Origin of the sequence: Marivirga lumbricoides, from assembly GCF_014636295.1 — a bacterium.
Lineage (GTDB): Bacteria > Bacteroidota > Bacteroidia > Cytophagales > Cyclobacteriaceae > Marivirga > Marivirga lumbricoides.
The window spans coordinates 209,421-232,793 of the sequence record NZ_BMEC01000004.1 but is presented as its reverse complement, the minus strand read 5'-3'; the positions used below and the strand labels follow the sequence as shown (position 1 = coordinate 232,793).

19 protein-coding genes are annotated in these 23,373 nt (G+C 33.7%); 16 read left to right on the top strand and 3 right to left on the bottom strand.

Annotation, left to right across the window (positions count from 1 at the left end; all coding sequences use genetic code 11):
* Positions 1–3 precede the first annotated feature (3 nt).
* The 4 genes from IEV85_RS07805 to secG are packed head-to-tail and all read left to right on the top strand — an operon-like array spanning position 4 to position 3,154.
* Positions 4–1,269 carry a sigma-54 interaction domain-containing protein gene (locus IEV85_RS07805; protein ID WP_229712531.1) on the top strand — a complete coding sequence of 422 codons (1,266 nt, stop codon included), beginning with the start codon at positions 4–6 and terminating at the stop codon, positions 1,267–1,269.
* Positions 1,253–1,783, top strand: coding sequence for an LptE family protein (locus IEV85_RS07800; protein ID WP_188461963.1), 531 nt, complete (start codon positions 1,253–1,255; stop codon positions 1,781–1,783). The genes IEV85_RS07805 and IEV85_RS07800 overlap by 17 nt, the downstream gene beginning before the upstream one ends.
* Positions 1,784–1,827: 44 nt before the next feature.
* Positions 1,828–2,751, top strand: coding sequence for a hypothetical protein (locus IEV85_RS07795; protein WP_188461961.1), 924 nt, complete (start codon positions 1,828–1,830; stop codon positions 2,749–2,751).
* 4 nt (positions 2,752–2,755) lie between these two features.
* Positions 2,756–3,154 carry a preprotein translocase subunit SecG gene (gene secG / locus IEV85_RS07790; RefSeq protein WP_188461959.1) on the top strand — a complete coding sequence of 133 codons (399 nt, stop codon included), beginning with the start codon at positions 2,756–2,758 and terminating at the stop codon, positions 3,152–3,154.
* A gap of 52 nt (positions 3,155–3,206) precedes the next feature.
* On the opposite strand, the gene IEV85_RS07785 is transcribed toward secG, so the two are convergent.
* Positions 3,207–3,923: a hypothetical protein gene (locus IEV85_RS07785; protein ID WP_188461957.1), complete on the bottom strand. Its 717-nt coding sequence runs from the start codon at positions 3,921–3,923 to the stop codon at positions 3,207–3,209.
* Positions 3,924–4,184: 261 nt separating this feature from the next.
* On the opposite strand from IEV85_RS07785, the gene IEV85_RS07780 reads away from it, so the two are divergent.
* The 3 genes from IEV85_RS07780 (at position 4,185) to IEV85_RS07770 (ending at position 6,624) form a co-directional block, all read left to right on the top strand.
* On the top strand, positions 4,185–4,463 hold the full coding sequence (locus IEV85_RS07780) for a co-chaperone GroES (protein ID WP_188461955.1): 279 nt from the start codon (positions 4,185–4,187) through the stop codon (positions 4,461–4,463).
* 33 nt (positions 4,464–4,496) lie between these two features.
* Positions 4,497–6,140 (top strand): chaperonin GroEL, encoded by a 1,644-nt coding sequence (gene groL, locus IEV85_RS07775; RefSeq protein WP_188461952.1) that lies wholly within the window; start codon positions 4,497–4,499, stop codon positions 6,138–6,140.
* A gap of 103 nt (positions 6,141–6,243) precedes the next feature.
* A complete protein-coding gene (locus tag IEV85_RS07770; protein ID WP_188461950.1) occupies positions 6,244–6,624 on the top strand; it encodes a TerB family tellurite resistance protein in 381 nt (126 codons plus the stop codon).
* Between the two features lie 68 nt (positions 6,625–6,692).
* Here IEV85_RS07770 and trhA read toward each other — a convergent pair whose 3' ends face one another.
* A complete protein-coding gene (trhA, locus tag IEV85_RS07765) occupies positions 6,693–7,334 on the bottom strand; it encodes a PAQR family membrane homeostasis protein TrhA (RefSeq protein WP_229712530.1) in 642 nt (213 codons plus the stop codon).
* Between the two features lie 471 nt (positions 7,335–7,805).
* On the opposite strand from trhA, the gene IEV85_RS24830 reads away from it, so the two are divergent.
* The 3 genes from IEV85_RS24830 to IEV85_RS07755 are packed head-to-tail and all read left to right on the top strand — an operon-like array spanning position 7,806 to position 10,208.
* Positions 7,806–7,961, top strand: a complete 156-nt coding sequence (locus tag IEV85_RS24830; protein WP_229712529.1) for a hypothetical protein — start codon at positions 7,806–7,808, stop codon at positions 7,959–7,961.
* Positions 7,962–7,970: 9 nt separating this feature from the next.
* Positions 7,971–8,786 (top strand): PhzF family phenazine biosynthesis protein, encoded by an 816-nt coding sequence (locus IEV85_RS07760; RefSeq protein WP_188461948.1) that lies wholly within the window; start codon positions 7,971–7,973, stop codon positions 8,784–8,786.
* 18 nt (positions 8,787–8,804) lie between these two features.
* On the top strand, positions 8,805–10,208 hold the full coding sequence (locus IEV85_RS07755; protein ID WP_188461946.1) for a S41 family peptidase: 1,404 nt from the start codon (positions 8,805–8,807) through the stop codon (positions 10,206–10,208).
* A gap of 58 nt (positions 10,209–10,266) precedes the next feature.
* Here IEV85_RS07755 and IEV85_RS07750 read toward each other — a convergent pair whose 3' ends face one another.
* Positions 10,267–10,659, bottom strand: a complete 393-nt coding sequence (locus IEV85_RS07750; protein WP_188461944.1) for a SiaC family regulatory phosphoprotein — start codon at positions 10,657–10,659, stop codon at positions 10,267–10,269.
* A 168-nt stretch (positions 10,660–10,827) separates the two neighbouring features.
* On the opposite strand from IEV85_RS07750, the gene IEV85_RS07745 reads away from it, so the two are divergent.
* From IEV85_RS07745 to IEV85_RS07720, 6 genes are read left to right on the top strand one after another with little or no spacing between them, the layout of a single operon-like run.
* Complete coding sequence (locus tag IEV85_RS07745; protein ID WP_188461942.1) at positions 10,828–13,356, top strand: MFS transporter; 2,529 nt, start codon at positions 10,828–10,830, stop codon at positions 13,354–13,356.
* Entirely contained in the window at positions 13,353–16,565 is a 3,213-nt protein-coding gene (locus IEV85_RS07740) for a SpoIIE family protein phosphatase (RefSeq protein WP_188461940.1), read from the top strand. Before IEV85_RS07745 ends, IEV85_RS07740 begins: the two co-directional genes overlap by 4 nt.
* On the top strand, positions 16,562–17,926 hold the full coding sequence (locus IEV85_RS07735) for a hypothetical protein (protein ID WP_188461938.1): 1,365 nt from the start codon (positions 16,562–16,564) through the stop codon (positions 17,924–17,926). The genes IEV85_RS07740 and IEV85_RS07735 overlap by 4 nt, the downstream gene beginning before the upstream one ends.
* A 6-nt stretch (positions 17,927–17,932) precedes the next feature.
* Positions 17,933–21,034: an nSTAND1 domain-containing NTPase gene (locus IEV85_RS07730; protein WP_188461936.1), complete on the top strand. Its 3,102-nt coding sequence runs from the start codon at positions 17,933–17,935 to the stop codon at positions 21,032–21,034.
* The gene (locus tag IEV85_RS07725; RefSeq protein ID WP_188461934.1) at positions 21,031–22,068 is read left to right on the top strand and encodes a porin family protein; all 1,038 of its coding nucleotides are present in this window, start codon (positions 21,031–21,033) and stop codon (positions 22,066–22,068) included. Before IEV85_RS07730 ends, IEV85_RS07725 begins: the two co-directional genes overlap by 4 nt.
* A 2-nt stretch (positions 22,069–22,070) precedes the next feature.
* The gene (locus IEV85_RS07720; RefSeq protein WP_188461932.1) at positions 22,071–23,351 is read left to right on the top strand and encodes a globin family protein; all 1,281 of its coding nucleotides are present in this window, start codon (positions 22,071–22,073) and stop codon (positions 23,349–23,351) included.
* Positions 23,352–23,373: the final 22 nt, after the last annotated feature.

The following is a 23,373-nucleotide window of genomic DNA, read 5'->3' as shown; positions in this document are numbered from 1 at the left end:
ACATTGGATATACAAACTATCAAAAATAGATTTGGAATTATTGGTAATTCCACTCAACTGAACCATGCTATTAAAGTGGCTATGCAGGTAGCCCCTACTGAAATGACTGTGCTTATCACTGGTGAAAGCGGGGTCGGAAAAGAATCATTTTCGAAAATTATTCATCAATTAAGCGTAAGGAAGCATGGCCAATTTATTGCTGTCAACTGTGGCGCTATACCTGAAGGCACAATTGACTCTGAATTGTTCGGACATGAAAAGGGATCATTTACAGGTGCTTACGAATCCAGAAAAGGATATTTCGAAGTAACTGATGGAGGCACCATTTTTTTGGATGAAATAGGTGAAATGCCGCTTCCCACCCAGTCCAGGTTGTTAAGGGTGCTGGAAAATGGAGAATTTATCCGTGTAGGTTCTTCTAAAGTAAATAAAACAGATGTAAGAGTGGTGGCTGCCACCAATGTAAACCTGATTAAAGCAGTAGAAAAAGGAAAATTCAGAGAAGACCTTTATTATCGTTTAAACACTGTTCCCATTTTTGTACCACCTCTGCGGGAAAGAGGCAATGATGTGGAATTACTTTTTAGAAAATTCAGTAGTGACTTTGCAGAAAGATATAATGTGAGTCCTATTAAGCTTTCAGAAGATGCTAAATCTGCTCTTTTAAGCTATCGGTACCCCGGAAATATTCGACAGCTTAAAAATATTGCTGAACAAATTTCCCTTCTGGAAATAGAAAGAGAGGTTAATGCTGAAGTATTAATGAAATATTTCCCTCAGGAAGGCAATATGATGCCGGCTTTATACAGAAGCGAAAGTGACAAATCTTCTGATAAAGAGAATTTTTCCGAAAGGGACATTTTATATAAAATCCTTTTCGACATGCGAAACGATGTGGAAGAATTAAAAAAATTAGTCCACAGCGTACTTAAAAATGAAAATTACGGGGATGAGCTTATTAAGGACCACGAAGGACTTTTTGAGGTAAGACATAACGAATTTAAAAACGACCCATCTGATAGCAATGCCCCTTATCTTTTAAGTGCTAAGAAGGAAGAAGAAGCAGGAAATGACTATGATTTAGAAGAAGTACAGGATGCTGAACATGAAGTTGAGGATGAATCTCTTTCATTAGAAAAGCAGGAAAAAGAGATGATAAACCGCGCTTTGGCAAAAAATAACAATAAAAGGAAATATGCGGCACAGGATTTGGGGATCTCTGAGAGAACGCTATATAGAAAAATAAAGCAGTATGACTTACAGAATTAAATTACTCTTCAGCCTATTTCTCTTAATAAGTGCAAGCGGTTGCGGAGTATATTCTTTTACAGGAGCTTCCATTTCCCCGGATATACAAACAATGTCTATCCAATATTTTTATAATGAGGCAGGAAATGGCCCCCCAAGCTTGCAGCAGACTTTCACTGAGGAAATCAGAGATTATTATCAACAAAATACAAGTTTGGAATTTGTTGATAATGGAGGAGACTTACAACTTGAAGGAAGCATTACTGGTTATAATGTAAAACCTGTAGCCATTACTTCATCAGGAAACAATAATGTTGCAGATATTGCCGGGGTACAAAGGCTTACCATTACTGTAAAAGTTACTTACGTAAATACAAAGGACGAAGCATTCAATTTTGAAAACAGAAGTTTTTCTTTTTACGATGATTTTGACCCTAATACAACACAACTTACAGCAGTAGAAGATCAGCTAATAGAAACAATAACCGACCAAATAATTATAGATATTTTCAATGCATCTGTAGCAAATTGGTAAAATTTCGTAATTTTAAAGAATAAAATAGAACCAAAGTAGAATCAGTGGACAAAATCAGGCTAACATCACTTATTAAAGACCCCAATCAGCTAACAGCTGAGGATGCTAAGGCATTACGGGATTTGAAAAAGGAATACCCATATTTTCAGGCGTTAACTCCTTTAATAGTGCTTGCTGATAAAGAATTTGACCCGTATGCTGAAAAAAGTGATTTACAAACTGCTGCAATCTATTCACTGGATAGAAAGCACTTAAAGCAGTTACTTTCAAGTCACAACGGACAGTCAACTGAAATAATTAAACACCCCGTAGTAGAACAAAAAGATCATCAGGCTTTAGAGAAAGTGCAGGATACTGAAACTTCTGTAGTTAAAGTAAATGAAGATGTTCAGGTTCAGATCAGTGTTACGGAAGAACACTTACCACAATCGTTCTTCAATGAATTATCTGATGAAATGGAATCTCTTCAAAAATCCAAAGAGCAATACAGGAGAATATTAGCCAAGTTGGAAGAATCCAAACCGCAGACTACTAAAACCAAGGCTAAACCTAAGGCAAAAAAGAAGCTTGAAGCTCCGAAGGATAAAAAAAAACTCAAAAAAGCAGTAGCAGATCACGAAAACCATCATAGTTTTATTGATGAGATTCAGCTGAAAGAGGAGAAGACCATTGACGATGAAAGAAAAAAAGAGCAAATTGCTTTAATCAACAGCTTTATTGAAAATGAGCCCATCATAAGTAAGAAATTTACTACTAATGATGCTGATGCCAAAAGAGTAATTGAAGACTTATCTTTATCTAGCACCAACCTATCAGAAGATGTCGTTTCAGAAACTTTGGCAAAATTGATGATCAAACAGGGGCACAACCAGAAAGCAATTGATATTTACAAGAAATTAATTTGGAAATTTCCACAAAAAAAGGCGTACTTTGCCGAACAAATAGAGAATTTAAAAAAAGAACAATAAATACATGTTAACATTTATCATTACCCTTATCATTTTAGTAGCCATTCTTTTAGTTTTGGTTGTTTTAGCGCAAAACTCTAAAGGTGGCGGGCTTACAAGTCAGTTTGGAGGGTCAGGTGCCAGCCAAATTGTAGGTGTTAAAAGAACAGGGGATATTTTAGAGAAAATTACCTGGGTTTTAGCTATCAGCCTGGTTGTATTATCGCTTACTTCTTCTATAGTTATTAAGTCAGACAGAAGTGCAGGTGGTTATACAAGCCCTAACATGGAAAAAGTGCAGGATGAATCTATTCTTCCTGGTATGGATCAAAACAACGAACAATTATTGCCGGAAGTTGGTGTTGAGACCGAAGGAGAACAACCAACTATTGAGGCAACTGAAGAGTCTGATTCTGTAGAGTAATTAAAAACTCATTATTAATATTAAAAAAGGGGATATTTTCATATCCCCTTTTTTATGCGCTTTCCGCAAGAAAAGAAGAAAATCTCCTTTTCACAATTGGTAGCAAAGTTTCATTATAAGGGTAAGCTTCCAAAGAAATTACTCTATAGGTTGAATAATTAGAAACCAATTTCATATTACTAATAATCTTTACTTTCAGTTGCTCTAGCGTAGTGCCTATTGATTTTCTAATACTTGCAATAAAATCAGTTTGTAAACCCCTCATCTTTTCGTGGGCTGTTTCAAAAATTGAAACTTTATATTTGTAAACATGATAGTACTTATCATATTCAGGGTCAATCATGAGTAAACCCTCATTATCCTCTAAGGCCTTCACTCCTACCGGTTCAATAAATAATTGCTTTTCTACGGCATCAAAAATATTCTGTCCAATATGCAACTTGCTTTTCATCTCAGCTAAAGAAAAATTTAAAATCTCTTCCAGTTGCTGGCTACCGGCATCATCTTTAATTACAGTTTCAAAAAGCAACTCAAAGCTTTCTAAATCAACCCGCGAAAGTCTTTTTGGAAAAGAATGAAAAAGCTTTGTTTTACCATCTTTCAAGCTTGAAGCATTTCTATAATGATTAATCAAATCTGCCAAACTGGGGTAAAGTTTTTTTTGTTCAAATGATTGCTCAACATGTTGCAAATAAGCCAGAAGAATATACTTTTTGTACTCAAAGTCCAGGGTGCCTTTTGTAATCCAGTTATCGTCAAGTTTCTCCATATTTTATGAGTTTTTAAAATGCTTTTAGCGATAAATTCAGTAATTCATTATTATTGATACGCCACTGATCCATGCCAAAATACGACGAAAATCACCTCCTAATATAAATACAAACTGACAAAAAAGCATTAGCAATTTTACAGGATATATTACGTGTCATATTCTCTCCTAAAACTCTGCAATTTTGACACACAATTTTCTATGGCATACAAAATGCTATCCCTAGTACATCAAATGAATTTAAACACTAATTATAACACAATGTCAAACGTAAACATTAAACCACTAGCAGACCGGGTTCTGGTAGAGCCTGCTGCAGCAGAAGAAAAAACAGCTTCAGGTATTATTATTCCTGATACTGCTAAAGAAAAGCCGCAAAGAGGTAATGTAGTAGCTGTTGGAACTGGTAAGCCTGATGAGCCAATTACTGTAAAAGTTGGTGATTCAGTTTTATATGGTAAATATGCAGGTACTGAGATTACTGTTGAAGGTAAAGAATACCTTATTATGCGTGAGTCTGACATCTTCGCGATTGTATAAACCCATTTATTAAAAACATAAAATTTAACAATTATGGCAAAAAACATATCATTCGACTTGAAAGCCAGAGATGGTCTGAGAAAAGGCGTTGACAAACTGGCTAATGCAGTAAAAGTTACATTAGGCCCTAAAGGAAGAAATGTAATTATTGATAAAAAATTTGGCGCACCTACTGTTACTAAAGATGGTGTTTCTGTAGCCAAAGAAATTGAGTTGAAAGATCCTATCGAAAACATGGGTGCTCAATTAGTGAAAGAAGTAGCTTCTAAAACTGCTGATGAAGCAGGTGATGGTACTACAACTGCAACTGTTTTAGCACAAGCTATCTATAAGCACGGAATTAAAAACGTGACTGCAGGTGCTAACCCAATGGATTTGAAAAGAGGAATTGACAAAGCTGTAAAAGCCGTAGTTGAAAACCTTAGAACACAATCTAAAGACATATCTAATAGCAACGAAATAGAGCAAGTTGGAACTATTTCTGCCAACAATGACAGAGAAATCGGTAAAATGATCTCTGAAGCTATGGATAAAGTAGGAAAAGACGGTGTAATTACTGTTGAAGAAGCAAGAGGTACTGAAACTGAAGTAAAAACTGTTGAAGGTATGCAATTTGACAGAGGTTACCAGTCTCCATACTTTGTTACTAACACTGAGAAAATGGAAGCTGAGTTGGATAACCCTTACATCTTGATCTACGATAAGAAGATTTCAAGCATGAAGGAGTTGTTACCAATTTTGGAAGCAGTTTCTCAAACAGGAAAGCCTTTATTAATTATCTCTGAAGAAGTAGAAGGCGAAGCTTTAGCTACTTTAGTAGTGAACAAAATTAGAGGTTCATTAAAAATTGCTGCAGTTAAAGCTCCAGGATTTGGTGACAGAAGAAAAGCTATGTTAGAAGACATTGCTGTTTTAACTGGAGGTACATTAATATCTGAAGAAAGAGGCTATAAATTAGATGGCGCTACTTTAGATTATTTAGGTACAGCTGAAAAAGTAACTATCGATAAAGACAATACTACAATTGTTAATGGTAGTGGTAAAAAAGCAGATATCGAAGCAAGAGTTAATCAGATTAAATCTCAAATTGAAAATACTACATCTGATTACGACAAAGAAAAATTACAAGAAAGATTAGCTAAGCTTTCAGGCGGTGTGGCAATCCTTTACATAGGTGCTGCTACTGAAGTAGAAATGAAAGAGAAGAAAGACAGAGTAGATGATGCATTGCACGCTACAAGAGCTGCTGTACAAGAAGGTATAGTTGCTGGTGGTGGTATTGCCCTACTTAGAGCTATATCTGTTCTGGAAAAAGTGGAGACTGAAAATGCAGACCAAAAAACTGGTGTTAACATCATCAGGTTAGCGCTTGAATCTCCATTAAGAACTATTGTTGAAAATGCAGGTGGCGAAGCTTCAGTAATCATCAACAAAGTTTTAGAAGGAAAAGAAGATTACGGTTACAATGCACGTGAAGACAAATTTGAAAACATGTTTGCTGCAGGTGTAATTGACCCTACTAAAGTAACCCGTTTAGCGCTTGAAAACGCTGCTTCTATCTCTGGTTTATTATTAACTACTGAATGTGTAGTTTCTGATGAAGAAGAGGAAGACAATGGTGGTGGAATGCCAGGTGGTATGCCTGGAGGCATGGGCGGAATGGGCGGCATGATGTAAAATGCCCTGTTCTTAGAAGAAAATCAAGGCTTTGTCGATTGACAAAGCCTTTTTTATTTTCTTAACGTAAATTAAATTAAATTTACGAAATAATTAACGACTCATGGACAAACAGCATATATTCAAACAATATCAGGAATTTATCATTTTTCTTCTTGTGCATATTGCTAATTCAGATTTTACTATTAAAGGAGCTGAAATTGAAGTAATTATTTCTAAAATGGAAGATTACTTTCCTGATATAGAAGACCTTGACAAACTAAGAAGTAAATTCGTTAATATACAGGAAGCTTATGAGTCTCTAAATGATGGTGATATCAATCATTTAATATATCACAATTACCTAACTTTTAAAGACACAGCAATCCACCCGGACAGAATTGTAAATGATTTACAAGAAGTTATCCTGGCAGATGGGCTTATTCATGAAAGAGAAACCCAAACGTTTGAATCAATTAAAAAACTATTGGATATCAAAGAATAAAGCATTACAACTATAGTAATTTAAGCTGGTGTGGTTATTTCAACTGTAATAGGTTTTGGAGTACAGAATTACACCAGATACATAACTGCTATAAAATGTGTAATAGTGCCAATAAGAACGAATATATGCCATATAGCATGTGAGTAAAGCATCTTTTTATTCACATAGAAGATAGTTCCTAAAGTGTAGCTTAAACCTCCACCCAACAGGAGGGCTAAAATATGCGATGGTAAATTTTCATATAGTGGGAAAGCAATAAAAACAGCAATCCAACCCATTCCGAGATACAATATTAATGACATTCGGGGGAAGCGATGCTTATAGAAAATCTTGAAGAAGATCCCTAAGACCGCTATTAACCACACAATCCCAAACATTACCCATCCTATTGTTCCGCCTAAACCAATAAGCAAAAAGGGCGTGTAGGTGCCTGCTATAAGAATGTAGATACTTATATGGTCAAATATTCTTAAAAGTGTTTTAGTTTTTGAGTGTTGAATAGCATGATATAAGGTTGAAAATGTATACATTAAAAGAAAAGCCCCACCGAAAAAGCTACTACTGATAATGTGTAAAACATTTCCATTGAGCACAGAGAAAGTAATAAGCAAAGAAATAGCCACAACACTAAAAAGTACGCCTATTCCATGTGTTAAACTGTTTGCCAGTTCTTCCTCCAAAGTTTGGGGTCTCTGAATTTTCTCACTCATTTTCCTGATTATTTACGGAAGCTAAATTAGTATAATTTTAGAGGTTTTCAGTCAGGTTTTGATTTAATTAAACAGAGGTATTTAAGTCAAGGGATTTTATTAAAGTGAAATTAAAATTTTACAGTAATGAATATACTATTATCCAATTGAAAAGAGGTATTACTGTTAAGGGAAAGAATAATCAAGAGGAATTCAATTAGTTGGAAAATCCAAAAGGCGAGCTTAAACTCGCCTTTGGGGTTAAAATAATTGTAATAATTATTTATATACCTCTTATAAGCGTTTGGAGCTATCTCTATCTCCTAAATCGCTAATTAAATTTCTTAAAATTAAATATAAAAAGCAATCATTTTTTCATTTATTTGTTATACTAGCAATTCAGTAGTTACAAACCACGAAAGGTTAGAGAATCACTTCTGTTTAATGCCATTTAATACTAAAACAGTTTCATTTTAAATAGCTTTAAAATTTATGAAGAAAGAATGTCCTTCATGTGCAATGATGATTGATAAAAAGGCCGGCACCTGTCCTATTTGTCAATATGAATTTCCTGTAAAAGCGCAAAGTAAGATACCTCTCATTGCTTTAGTTTTGGTCATTATTTTTCTCATTAGTTTATTATTTTAAGACAACCATATGCCTAAACATTTCCCTTTTGCAATAATTAATGCATTTTCCAACTTAAAGCAGGATTTCCTCGGTAATCCTTGTGCAGTCATGCTGTTAGATAAGCCTATTTCTTCGGAAAAAATGCAAGCTATAGCTAAAGACTTACACCAGCCCGCCACAAGCTTTTTATGGGCTACAGATAAACCTGACGTCTATAATGTACGCTGGTACGCACCAGATGCAGAAATTGGATTGTGTGGACACGGATCATTAGCCTCCATTGCATTTCTTAGCAATCAATCACCAAAAGGCTCAGAAACTGTAGGGGAATTTAAACTGATCTCAGGTACTGAAATTATATCCGGACGATCTGTTAGTGCACAAGAATATGAAATCTCACTTCATAGCATTGCATCCAAAGAGCAAAAGAAAGCTCCTAAAGGTTTAGAAGAAGCGCTGGGAAATAAAATAATACATTATTTGGTGAATGATAATAAACATATAGTGGTGTTAGAAAGCGAACAGCAAGTAAAAGAAATGAAGCCTGATTTTGCTGCATTAAGAAAAATTGACACATTCGGCTATGCAGTTACAGCTCCCTCAAATGAGGTAGATTTTGTAAGCAGAACAATTGTACCACATGTTCAACAGTTAGAAGATCATGCCACTGGATCGTCTCATGCTTTACTTGTCCCCTACTGGTCTGAAAAGCTAAACAAACAACAAATGATCTCAAAACAACTGAGTCCAAGAGGCGGTTATTTTAAATCTGGGTTAGATGATGAATTCGTACATTTAACAGGGCAAACTTATAGTTCAGTAGAAGGTTCATTCTTAATGTAATTTGTAAATTTTTAAACTATGAAACAGTTTCAATTACTTTTAACCTTATTATTAATAATTAATCTCCTTGGCTGCAAAGAGGATGATGTTAATTCAGAAACAGGTAGTGGTTCTAATGAGTATGTAAATAATTGGATTTATGATGAAATGAGTCTCTACTATTATTGGAATAATGAACTACCCGGAAAACAAAATACAGGTAAAGATCCTGGTGAGTATTTTAGAAGCTTACTTTCTGATAAAGACAGGTTTTCCTGGATCCAGCCTAATTTCATTGAATTACTCAATTCTTTACAGGGAGTTAACAAAGAAGCAGGTTATGAATTTATACTGTATTTAGATAGTAACAGGCCTAACGGTGTGCTAGGACACATTTCATATGTAAAAAAGGGCTCACCGGCAAGTGGTAACAATTTAAAAAGAGGCGATGTATTTACTGAAGTAAATGGCACTCCTTTAACTATTGACAATTACCTTAATCTATTGGATGCTATCAGTGAAACACATACACTGACACTATTCCGCTACAAAGAAACATCTAATAGATTTGAAAGCTTAGGTCAGCAACAGTTTTCTACACTTGAATTTGCTGAAAACCCAAATTATTTAGACACAGTTTATACTGTGAATGGAAAAAAGATAGGCTATTATGTTTACAATTTCTTTGCTACCGGCCCCACCGCCAGTAATACTCAATATCTACAAGAAATGGATGAAATTTTCCAGAATTTTAAAGGAGAAGGTATTCAGCACCTGATACTGGATTTAAGATACAATGGTGGTGGTGCGGAGTCTGCTACTATCAATTTAGCCAGTTTGGTAGGCGCTAACATTAGCTCAGAAAATATCTTTGTAAAAAGAGACTACAATGAAGGCCTGAAGCAGGCAATTATAGATCAGGAAGGAGCCGCTTCTCTTAATAGAAAATTTATAGATAAAGCAGCCAATATAGGAAATAGTCTTCAAGGCCCTGAACTAACAGTGCTTACATCATCAAGAACAGCCTCAGCTTCTGAGCTTTTAATTAATGGGCTATTGCCATTTATGGATATTTATATTATTGGGGACACTACAGTTGGTAAAAATGTAGGATCTACTACATTTTATGAGGAAGACAATCCTGAAAACACCTGGGGAATGCAGCCTATTATTACAAAATCATTTAATAGTTTAAATAACTCTGATTATGATAAAGGCTTTATTCCCAACATAGCTTTAAAAGATAATGATTTAGTTGTAAAGCAATTAGGAGATCAGGAAGAGTTCCTTTTAAATGCGGCTATCAATTATATTACGGCAGGATCACCACTTGCACGCAAAGAAAGTGCAAAAAGCTTTCCTTCCAAATCTATTTACAGCAGCATTTCCAATAAAAGAGCTTTTGGAATTTATAATTTGGACGAGTTGAAGCTTTTGAAATAGACAATTAAAAGCAGGGAGGCATGATACAGCTCTCCCTGTTATTAACAAATTTATAATATTATGCTAAACTATCTTCCAGAGGAATAATATCGAAATCCATATCTAGGGACTCTCTGAAATCCAGGATTTCTTCTTCCATTTCCTCATCACCCTCTACAAAATTCCATACCATTTTTAAATCTAGGCCAGCTGATTCCTGCACATCTTTTAAATCAGAAAGTAAATCAAATAAACATTTTGAAGAAGAGGTATTAAAGTATTTTAAAAAAATGTTCACATCCAATTTTGACGGGGAGGTTTTTCCAAAAGCTTTTATCTTAGATCTAATCATGCTAAAAAGCATCACTATATCATCATCATATGACTTTCCTTTAATTACTAATAAAGCATTACCCTCATCAAATTTAACATAAGGTGCCGCTTCTTTGGCAGGTATTTCCAATACACTCATAAGTAGTTTAGGTCTTGTTAGTTCAAAATTAAATTACAATAATAACTATTATCACCACTTTTCCTTATAAAATTGAAAAATGATGTAAATCCTTTTCGATAAGTAAAAGATTTCAATCGATAACAACTGCTTTCTTGTATAAATAAATATTTAAGTTTAGCTTTAAAAATGAATGTGAACAAGCAGGCGCACAGCAATTTATACTCAGCTAAATTAGCTAAACTATACACGGTTCAGGCCTTTCTAAGCATAGTCACCTTTTTATGCCTGGCCTCTGTATATTTCTTTGGTGCATCCATTCTCTTCTCCAATAAAGCAGCTTACTTTCTTCTTATTGGATCTCTAATTGTTTTAACTATTTACAAACACAATACATATCAGCATCTCTACTGGTTTGTTCGCCCCAAAATAAGTGTGAGACTCTTTCAGAATCTTACCAACATTGTAGTACTTATCTTTAGCTCAATATGCCTTTTTCTAACATTTATTAATTTTTCATACAATGAAGTAATCACCTCCTTTGGTCTATTTGGTTCAATTACTTTCATTTTGGGCATACCTATTAGCTTTTACAGTTGGTTAACTTTAAAAATAACCAATCAAAAAGTGGCGGTTATTGCCTCTGGAAATAAGTCGCTTAAGAAATATTTCTCCATTGAAACTTATGTACTGATACTATCCATTGCTCTTTTTGGAATTATTTATGATTACATTCCTAACAAAGCACAGTATCTGCTATGGATTCCTCTATTTATCTTAATAGGAATTGGACTGCTAAATTTTATATTTAATTCTTTTCAAATAGAGTGGGTTTTTAAATCAATAAGTGAAGAAGAAACAGAGAGTTTTACTGCCTATAATAATACCCCCCCTGTTTTCTATGAATTGAATCCCTATCAATTTGAAAAGAACATTAAGGAAAATCTCATTTCTTGTAATACTGAAGAAAGGGTAAGAATTCTGGATACTATAAAACAGATAGTAGGAATTGATATTTTGCCACTTTTAAAAGAGTTTAAAGAAGATTATGAAACTGACGATTTATCTGAGAACATGCTTAATCTCACAATAGAATACCTGGAGAAAGTTAAGTTCAAAGTTGAAGCCGTGAAAAATCAGTATGAGCTGGTAGAGCAATCTAATGACATTATATTAATCAAAGGTTTATTGAGGAATCAGATCAACAACAAAGATAAAAACCTGGTGATTAAGTTATTAAATGATAATAGAAACTCAATAAAGAAATCGGCCAGTATAGTGGCCGGCTATAGTGATGACATCAACTTCATTTCCGTTTTAATTGAACATTTGTCTGACCCATCACTTAGCATCTGGGCTCAATTTGCACTCAAAAATATTGGCTTTAAAGCTGTAAAATATCTGGAGATCGAATTTTCTAAAAGAAAAGCCAATCTATTTTTTGTAGAAGCTTGTTTTGAGGTGCTAAGTGAGGTAAAGGAAGCACAGGAAGTTCTACTGAAAGCAATAAATGATCCTAATAAAAACATTCAATTGATTGCAGTAAAAAAACTGATTCACCAGCTCCAAAAACCTACGATTGATCAAAAGAAATATTTCAATACTTCTTTGGATGAACTAATCATCAACCAGTTGATTAATAACTACATATTAACAGAAATTGAAAAGAAGAATGAAACATTCTACCAACTTAAAAAAGCGCTGAAAAGTGAAAATAAAGAAAGTCTTTATTTGATTAAAAGTTTGTTAAGGCTTTTCTATAATAAGAAAATAATAGATACTATTTTCTCATACTATCCAACTTCAGATGTATACGGGCATGCCCTTAGCAATCATCTTATTGATTTAATTTTTGAAGATAATTATTCACTTTTATTTAAGATCAAGGCATTATTTTCACCTGAGGATCCGAGATTAATAGAGCTGCTGGAAGAAGAATTCCCGAACATAGAGTTTCGAAAACAACATATGGATGAGGAGTCTTTAATCTGGAACCTTTTAAAGATGGATTACGATCGATTCAGTAACTGGACTCGTGCGTGTGCCATTAATACTTTACAATATCTTTATTCCGAAGATATTCCATTTGAATTAGCTGCGGAATTCTTGAATAAAGACAAGTTACTAAAAGAAACAGCAGCAATTTGCATATATAAGAATATTCCAGAGTTTTACACCATTTTCCTTAACAGGTTAGATAAATCTGAAGCCACAAAACTGGATTTTGCTGTCCGTTCCAATGTGGATTTTGTGAATTCAAGGTCCCTAAGAGAAGATAATTTACTTCTTTATGATAAAGTCCAGTTTCTTATAAGCGTACCTTATTTAAAAAAGCTGTCTATTAATGAGATAAATACATTTGAGACTTTTTTCAGAACAAAAGTATTAGGTACGGGAGAACATACTGTTTCAATAAATGATGAAAATCTTTCTGGCTTTTGGCTGGTAGAAAGCGGACATGTCCAATTTTCAGACAATGGTACGGATTTCAGTAGCTTTGTTAAAAGAGATATTATTGAAGTACTACCCATTAAAAATGAATCCGGAAAAGTATATTTTTCATTGAATGAACCTGCAAGGTTTCTTATTATTGAAAAAATAGTGCTCCTAAATATTTTAAAGGACTCTCATAATATAATCCTAAACAGAATAGGGGAAAAATCAGATTTTTATAGCAAATTACCCTCAGAAAATAATTTCAAAGAAGAAGTAGCTTGAAAAATATATTAATTTATATAGTAGTTTTATTCTCTTTCTGTTGTCCGAAGATGGGCAATGCTCAGGTATTAGATATTAGTAATTACTCTAATGCGGAATGCCTGGGAAAAACTGAATTTTATGGAATGGCTCAGGATAGTAACCTGGTACTTTACTTTGCGACTGACGAAGGCATAATAACACATAACGGTGATAACTTTAAGCAGTTATTTATAAGTAAAAACATAGACCATACCTCAATCAAAGCTATATTCTATTACAATGAAAGTTTACTTCTTCAAGATAATGAAGGTATAAATCGCTACTATATTCAACAAGACTCCTTAGTTCCTCTTTTCAAGAAAAGTGTAAGTGAGATTCAACTAGTTGATCAATCACTTTACTTTATATCGGGCAAAGAGTTATATGGTTTTAATATTGAGAAGAATAGCCTCCATACAATTTATAAAAATGATTCCGACTTACTACAAGCATTTTCTATTGGTGAGAATGATATTACAGTTGGAACAAAAAAAGGACTTTACACTATTAAAAATGGTGAAGTGGCTGACAGTTACGGTTCATTTATTGATGTAAAAAGTTTGAAGCAAATAAATGACAGCACCCTTCTCATACTCGATAAAAGTGCAGTTTATTTATATGATCAAAATGTAGTAGTAAGAAGAGTAGACCTAAAAAATGATGTGGCGAAAAATTTCTTTTATTCAGATTTAGGAAACATCTGGATAGCCACTGCGAACAATAAAATTTTTCAATTTGATGGTATCTTTCTTAATGAGATTAGTAATGCCAATGGCCTTAAACCTTATAATGTTAATAAAATTCAAAAAGATGCTGAAGGAAATATTTGGCTAATGGGTAGAAACGGGCTTTCAAAGGTTATGCAAAACCAGCCGTTTTTGCAATTAAATCAACAAAATGTACTTGCTTTATTTAATAAAGAAAACTCAGCTCTTTTAATAAAACAGGGGGAATTTGTAGAATATAGTTTAAGCTTCACTCCTACTATCTATCGATTTAATTTAAGTGATAAAATCAGAAGTGCTTCATCATTTTATGCAGACAATCAATGGTTTATAATCATTAACAATAAATATTTATACCGATGGAATAGCAAAGATAATACTGCTAAAAGAACTACTATAAGTATTGATTTTCAACATTTCACCTACCTCAATGGAAATGGATTTCTGGCTTTAGATAAAGAAAAAAGATTACATCTCTTAGATAAAGATCTTAATATTTCTAAAAATTTCCCGCTGGAAAGTCATGTAAAAACACTTATCTCTTCTAAAAACAACGTTTACATAGTTCATGAGAATAACGAGGTGAGTGTAGTAGATAGTAGTGCTACCCTTAAACCAACAGCGATTAAATTAGCTGACACTCTTCAAGTAGAAAACCTGAGATCATCATCCTTAGGTTTATGGTATTTCTCTGATACCAATATAAAGCTATTACAGAAAAATGGACAGGTGATACCTTTAAACAATAACCTTGATAAAGAATTGAATAATTCTTTAATTTTTAATATTTATGAAGATAGCAATTTTAACCTCTGGCTATCTGCCAGCAATGCTATCATTAAAATTCGATTAGCTAAGGAAGGTAATAAATTAATTACAGGTGAAGTTAAATTTTATGGTGAGCATCACCATATTGCCAGCAGCTATTTTTCTAATACTATTGAATTAGAAAATGAGCAAATTTGGTTTAATAGTCAGGAAAAAATCACCATATACAACCCTCTGCTGGATAATCCTTTATTTGTAGCACCAGGAATTATGATAGATAAAGCCCGAGCACTGGTTTATGATGACTTCGGTTCGCCATTAGACACGATAAACCTGCTTAGCGAAAATTTAAATCTTAGTTCCAAAAATGAAATTTGGATTAGTACTCTTTTAATTACTCACTCCCCTTCAAGAAAATCATTTGTTGAATACAGAAATATAAATGAGGGTAATGAGTGGAAAAAGCTCAATGAAGAGGGTAGCATTATTTTATCAAATTTGAAAGCCGGAACTAATACGATAGAAATCCAGGCAGTGTCAGCAGCAGGTTTAAGAAGCAACAAGGTTGAAAAGGTTAAGATAACTGTTAATCCTCCATTCTGGCAAAGAGGTTGGTTTTATGTCACAGCATTTTTGTCAGTTATACTATTGGGGTTCATAGGCTTCCGAACAATTAATAATTATAAAGATAGCAGAACTAAAGAGCTTCATGAAAAATTAGATAAGGAACTGGAAGACCTTGAACGAAAATCTCATTTGCAAATATTAAAGTCTGAAAGATTAAAGCAGTTGAATGACTTGATCACTTCCCAAAAAAGTGAACTTGAGAAGAAAAACAAACAGATAGAATCTCAAAAATACGAGCTTTCTCTAACAAATGAGCAAATTAAAAAACAGAAAGATTTATTAGAAGAAACAAGTAGCAAGCTGAAAGCAAGTATAAACTATGCACAGAGAATCCAGAATGCTCTTATGAGCACTGAAGTGGAAATTAAAAAAGCCATTGATGAGAGCTTTGTTTACTTTATGCCGAGGGATGTTGTAAGTGGTGATTTTTATTGGTTTAACAAAGTATTCAATGAAAAAGGAGAAGAACTTCTAATTCTTGCAGCTGTAGATTGCACAGGCCATGGTGTACCGGGAGCAATTGTTAGTGTGGTAGGTATAAATTTATTGAACAACATAACGAAACTTAAAAAAATTTATAAGCCAGGAGATATTTTAAATGAGTTAAATGCAGATATCATCAGCAACTTAAGGCAAAATGAAACCCAAGTGAATGATGGAATGGATATGTCGCTTGTAACTATCAATAAAAACACTCGGCAGATTGAATTTGCAGGAGCCAAAAACCCTTTAATGTATGTTGAAAACGGGGAGCTTATTAGAATTAGAGGAGATAAACATGCTATTGGTGGACAACAAAGGGGGGATGAAAGGAATTTCCAAACCCATGTTATCGACTGTTCAGATAATATTAAAAGGAGCTTTTTCCTTTTTTCAGATGGTTATCAGGATCAATTTGGAGGTGAAAAAGGATTCAAATTCCTTACAAGCAATTTTAAGGAGCTTCTCGCCAGAATCCACGATGAACCTATATTAGAGCAGAAATCCCAACTTTATGAAACAATGGAAAATTGGAAAGGAGATTATCCTCAAACAGATGATATACTAATAATTGGCTTTAAATTTTGAAATATAAAGATACATATCGCATTATCATAAAATTCACTCAAAATGACAACATCCCAACTTCCGGACAAGATTCAGGATGGGTAGATTATTTTGCTAAAATTTTAAAAACTGCACTCAATTACCAAATAAATTCAGAGATACAAATAGTTTATAAAAATGAAACCGAACTGATAACCGCTGAAGACTTTGATACCTCTGACTTAGTTATCTATATCCTCTCCCCTGCCTTTGTTTTTTCTTCAAACATCAACCAGGATGCCACTACCTTAGAAACTTCATTTAATTTTGATATCCCCTATATTAATTTTAAGGTAAAGAAAGTTTTTAAAGCACCTGTAAAAATTGAAGAACTGCCTCTTTCCTTATCAACGCCTACCTACTATAGATTTTATGACATAAATAATAGAAATGAAATAGAGTATGAAACCTATGAAGGCTGGAATGAATTTCAGGAGAATAGTAAGTATTGGATGATAATGGCTGACATTATCAATGATACTTTTAGAATATTTGAACAAAACAAAGAAGAATTTGAACACAAGGTGTTTATTTCTAATAAAAGTGATGAGTATTTTAATGAGAGAAACAGTATAAAAAGGGAACTGAAAGCATTTAATGCACAAATTTACCCTGACGAAGATTTCTCAATTGAAGCCAATTACATGGATGATTCAGAACTTTTCTTTATGAAAAAATGTGATGTATCACTACATTTTCCAGATGAGTTCCTTGATCTTAATAACGAAGCAAGAGACAAGGCATTCAATAAGCTAGCAGAGCAAAAAAGATTTATTTGGTTTAGCCCTCAGGAAGCTCTAAAGCCAGAGAAAAAAGCGAAATACAATGAATTGAAAGTTCAGCTAAAGCCTTATAAAAATATTGAAGCAGTAGAATCACCTATAGAAGAATTTAAATCTATTCTCAAAGAAAAGCTTTTAAGTAATCCTCAAAATCAGGAGGAATCACCGGAAAATTTAGAGTCAGTTTATATATTATCAGATGTAAAATTGGAAAAAGAGCTGGTAAGTCAGCTTCACGAGGATTTTGATTTAAAAGATAAATTTCATATTCATTTGCTGAATAATGTAGAAAATGTTACAGAATATAGAGAACAACATTACAATTTGTTAAAAAATGCTGATTATTTCATTATTTTGCATTTAAATGAGAATCAAGAATGGTTAAAATCTATGGTTGCTGAAATTAGGAAAGCACCGGGGTTTAATAGAAAAAAAATAATCAAAAGAAAATATATACTAGGGCATAATACTTCTCTCCCCAACAATTACGTTGAAGAAAATTTTTTCATTATACAAATCAAAGAACCAAAAGAAATAGTACATTACTTAAAGGAAATTTAACAGATAGTGACTAATACACCTTTAGATTCTTTTTTCAATCCTTTTCCGGGTTTACGCCCTTTTGGCGTAGATGAAAGCTATCTATATTTCGGAAGAGAAGGACAAAGTGATGAGGTGCTTTCAATTCTGGAAAAAAACAGGTTTGTTAATATTTTAGGTTCTTCGGGTACAGGCAAATCATCATTGATGTTTTCCGGGGTTATACCTACCCTATATGCCGGTTTTATAAATAAGGCAGGCAATAACTGGGAAATAATTACTGCAAAGCCGGGCCTGGATCCACTTAAAAATTTAGCTAAAGGCTTCAAAGTTCATCTTGAATCTAAAAGTAAAGACAAGGCTTTTTCTCACGTTGAATCCTTAATTAATAATCATTTTTTTGAAGCTGTATTAAAGAAAAGTACAAAAGGAATTTCAGAGCTTTATAAGTTAAATCAATATCTGAAAGGCAAAAACCTATTAATTTATCTTGACCAGTTTGAAGAAATTTTCAGGTTCAGAAAATCAGGATCTGTCAAAAACCTAAATGAGTCACTTGCTTATGTAAATCTGATTTTAGAAGCTGTTGAGCAAACAGAGGTTCCTATTTATGTGGCGCTCTCGATGAGATCAGATTTTCTGGGGGATTGTGAGCAGTTTCCGGCACTAACCAATAAGATAAATGACAGCCATTACCTGATACCACAAATGACGCGCGAGCAAAAAAAACTGGTTATAACAGGTCCTGTTGCTGTTGGGGAAGGGAAAATTTCCAACAGATTGGTTCAGCGCCTCTTAAATGATATGGGCGACAGACCCGATCAGCTACCTGTACTTCAGCATGCACTTATGCGTACGTGGGATTATTGGAAGCTTTCTAACATAACTAATGATGAAACCATTGATTTTATTCATTATGAAGCCATAGGTGGCGTAAATGAAGCACTTTCAAGGCATGCTGATGAAGCTTTCTACGAATTAGACGAAGAGCAACAGCTTATCTGTGAAAAACTCTTTAAAACAATTACAGAGAAAAGAAGTGATAATGATGGGATTAGAAGACCTACGCCACTACACCAGATAGCTCAGATTGTTGACGAAGAAGAAGCTACATTAATTCCAATTATTGATAAGTTTAGGATAAAGGGCCGGGCACTTTTAACCCCCAGGGAAGAATTTGCTATTCATTCAGCTTCTGTTATAGATATAAGCCATGAAGCTTTAATGAGGGTATGGTACAGACTAAGAAACTGGGTGCAGGAAGAGTCCGAATCTGCACAGATTTATTTAAGATTAGCTAAAGCAGCAAATGACTACCAGCAAGGAAGTACTACTCTATGGAGACCACCCGATTTACAGCTTGCCACAGAATGGAGGAATAAAACAAAACCTACTTTAAAGTGGGCCTTGCAATACGATAATGCCTTTGAAGCTGTAATCACATTTCTGGACCGAAGTGAAAGTGCATATGTAAGAGAAATCAGAACGAAAGAGCTTCTACAAAAAAAGCGATTAAAACGTTCAAGGATAGTAGCTTACGTTTTGGGCACAGCGGCTATTCTTTCTGTAATATTGCTATTCTTTGCTTACAACCAACGAACTATTGCAGAAAGACAAAAAGAAATAGCATTGGAAAGTTCTGAAAAAGCTATTTTAAATGCTCGAATTGCCAAGGAAAATGAGTTAAGAGCTCAGCAGCAGAAAGTTGAAGCCAACAAAGAAGCTGATAGAGCCAATAGAGAGAAAAGACAAGCCGATTATAACTACCTTATAGCTCAAGAAGAAAGAAATATTGCCACAGATGCACGTTTTGAAGCGCAAATGAATTTTGAAGAGGCACTTAAAGCAAGGTTAGAAGCTCAGGAGGCAAGTGAAGAAACCATTCGTAAAAACAATTTGCTGCTAGAGTCTCAAAAAGTAACACAGGCATTCCGTATGAGAGAGCTGGCTCAAAAATTGGCAGTAAAATCTCAACAACAGCAGGAAGACGACACTTTAAAGGCTATTTTGGCCTACTACGGCTATAAGTTTAATGAAATCAACGCTGGTTATGACAGTAATAATGATATATATAACGGCCTATTCTATGCGGTTAAAGCTTTTGATCCAAATTACTTTAATGCTTTCAGAAGTAACTCAACTGATGTAAGATCATTGCAATTTGTACAAGGCAAATATTTATATACAACAGGCATTTCCGGTAGAATTAACGCATGGGATGTAGAGGATAAAGTTTCTACCCGAAGCATGGTTATTTTTGATGAGCCCGGTGTTTTTGTAAAGAAAATATTTGTAGATGACGCAAATCAAATATTAGTAGCACTTACCGATGGACCGGATTTTTATGTAATACATGTAGGAAGCAGGATTCGCACAATAGAAAAACATCTTTTACCTCAAACATATGCTTTCGATGTTGTATTTAAAGCTAATAGTACAGATTTTTATCTATCTGCTGCTGACAGCATTATCTATCAATTCACCAACAATAAACTTAAGCCTCACCTTAAAACGGATAGTAGAATTTATGATATTGAAATGCTAACTGACAACATGTTGGTGTCTGGTAATAATAAAGGGGAAATTGAGTTGTGGGATCTTCAGGAAAAGAGATTATTTAAAAAAATTAATAAAGCAAATGGTAAATACATTCATTCATTGGCAGTAGGAAACAATAAAATTGCAGCAGGAGATAATTCAGGTATAGTTACTTTGTATGAATTGAATAAAGATTTAGAAACACAGCAGCCAACAATATTAAGAGGTAGTGATGGTGAAATAATGACAGACTTAACATTTAATGTTACTGAAAATCAAATCATTTCTGCTAGCAAGAAAGGAATCATAAGGCTCTGGAATCTCAACAATGTAGAAGAGTTTCCAATGATTATTAGTGAGTCTGGCTCATGGGTTAATGCTATAGCCTTACTTAATGAATCTTATATATTTGCAGGCTGTAAAGATCAGGTTTTCAGGCTTTATCCTATAAAAAGTAGGTTATTGGCGCAAACCCTAAAAGAAAAAATGAAAAGGGATATTACCAGAGAAGAATGGGACAGGTATATAGGGGACGAAATTGATTACGATCCTATAATGACAGAAAGTGTTTTTGTGAATAATATAAGATGAAAAAGAACCTCTTTACCATATTATTTATATTAAGCGCTTTAATAGCCATTGCTCAGGAGAATTGCGATCAAAATTTGACCGAGGCAAAAGCTGATTATAATAATGGTAATTTGTACGCTATCCCAGGTAAATTGACTAAGTGCCTTGAAAGTGGTTTTTCAAAAGCTGAAAAAGTTGATGCTTACAGACTACTCACCCTAACCTATCTTAATATCAATCAATTAGAAAAGGCCAGGGAGACAATCATCAAATTATTAAACATTAAGACCGACTTTCAGGTAATCCAAAATGTTGATCCCCCGGAACTATATTCACTTTATAAAAAAATTGATACAGATCCCATTTATTTTATTGGGGTTAATGCAGGAATAAATTATAATACTACACAAATTCTTAACACATATACTACAGAAACAGTGGAAGGATCATTAAATTTTAATTATAAGCCGCTATTTTCTTACCAGACAGGCGCACAATTTATTCTTCCTCTGTTGGATAAACTATGGCTAAAAGCAGAAGTAGGCTTTCAAAAGCAAAGGTTCAAATACATTGAAGAAACTAAAAATCTTAAAGATACAAGTACAGTTAACATTACCTATCTCTCAAATAATAGTGGCATAAATCTTCAATTTTCAGCAAGAAATGTAATAAATTACTATTACTGGAAGCCTTTTGTAGAATATGGAATAAATGGACGCTATAACCTGAACAGCTTTTTCAGTGAGTATTTGTCAGAAAATTCAACTTCCGTAAACAGCACCATAATAGATCGTATTGAGATGAATGAATTCAGGAGAAACTATAATTTCGGATTCGATTTATTTGTTGGTACAATGATTAAGCTGGGGGAGCACTATGGAGAAGTTAAATTAGGCGCTACCAAGTATTTTCTGAACCATACAACCTATGCTAACCCTTCTTATAGATTTTCGAGAACTATTGGTAATGCAGGAGAAACTGTTGATAATGATTACAACAACCTCGTACTTCAATTGACACTTTCTTATAACGTGCCTTTCTTTAACTTTAAGTAATAGTGTATAAATTCATTCGACATATCGTTCTTTTACTTCTAATAATCTGTTTATCCGATTGTAGTGATGATAATTTAGATCCTCAGAGTTCCGAATATTATAAGATTTTTTATGGTGAAGCTGATTTGGAAGCAGTAGATTTTTCTTCAAAAAGCGAAGGCTCTGGCTACATTATCTTAGCTAATAGTAAGCTAGGCACCGACTCCGATTTATACCTGATTAGTACAGATGAAAATGGTTATGAGGAAAATACTACTCTAATCAGTATTCCTGAATTTTATGATAAGGGTGTTACTTTAAAGATTTTGGATAACCAGATCTATATTTTAGGAACGCGAAGGCTTTCTGCTGAAAGCAACAATTATGAAAGCTTTTTATTCAAAATCAGTAATCAATTGCTCAGTGAAAATGATATAATAAGTGCAGAAAATATTTCTACCTTATTACTAACTAATGCATCATCTTATGCGATGAAAATGAATGATTTCATATTTCTGGAGAATGACAGTCAGATCATTTTTGGAGGAATAGTTGAACAGGATGGACGGATAAATGAGATTGTTCAAATTTATACGGAATCTCAATTAAGCACCAGTAATGAGAATACAAATAAAATTAACCCTATTAAGCAATTCCCAAATAATTTTACTTTTGATACCACCTCCATTTTAAAGGTATTTACTGAAGAAGAAGGGGGGATATTTTCCACAGTTGGACAGAATTTTGCAGCTAATGACTCCTCAAGCTCAATACCTCACACTATGAACATAAGAAGGAAAGTGTTCAAAAACACAGTAAGCCCCTCAGGAAATCCTATCAAAATCTATGCTGCAAGAGATGTGAATTTAGGGGCAGCATTAAAAGAGAAAGGTACCAGCACTTATTTTTATGCTGGCAACTATCTTTCAAATGATAGTCTCTTTATAATTCGGGATATTCTGAATTCTTCAGATAATCCTGGTAGCATTAAAAATTCACAGTCTATTCACCAATTTTTTATTGATGAAGGCCACAAGGTAGTTAGTATGGCTCAAAAGAGTAATAAAGATATTGTTATTGCCACAACGAATAGTAACTCCACCACAATAAATGGATTATCCTCTTTACTAAAATTTTCTGCTGCCGGAGTGGAAATAGATAATGAATATATTGAATTTCAAAGTAGTAATTTGTATAATGTGAAAAAAATTATGGTTGATAATGAAGATAAAATAGTAATATTATCAAGCCTTTTATTTGAGAATGATGCTAAAGCAATCGGGCTCACTAAAATAGAGTTTTAAAATTATCGGTAATTTAAATTGT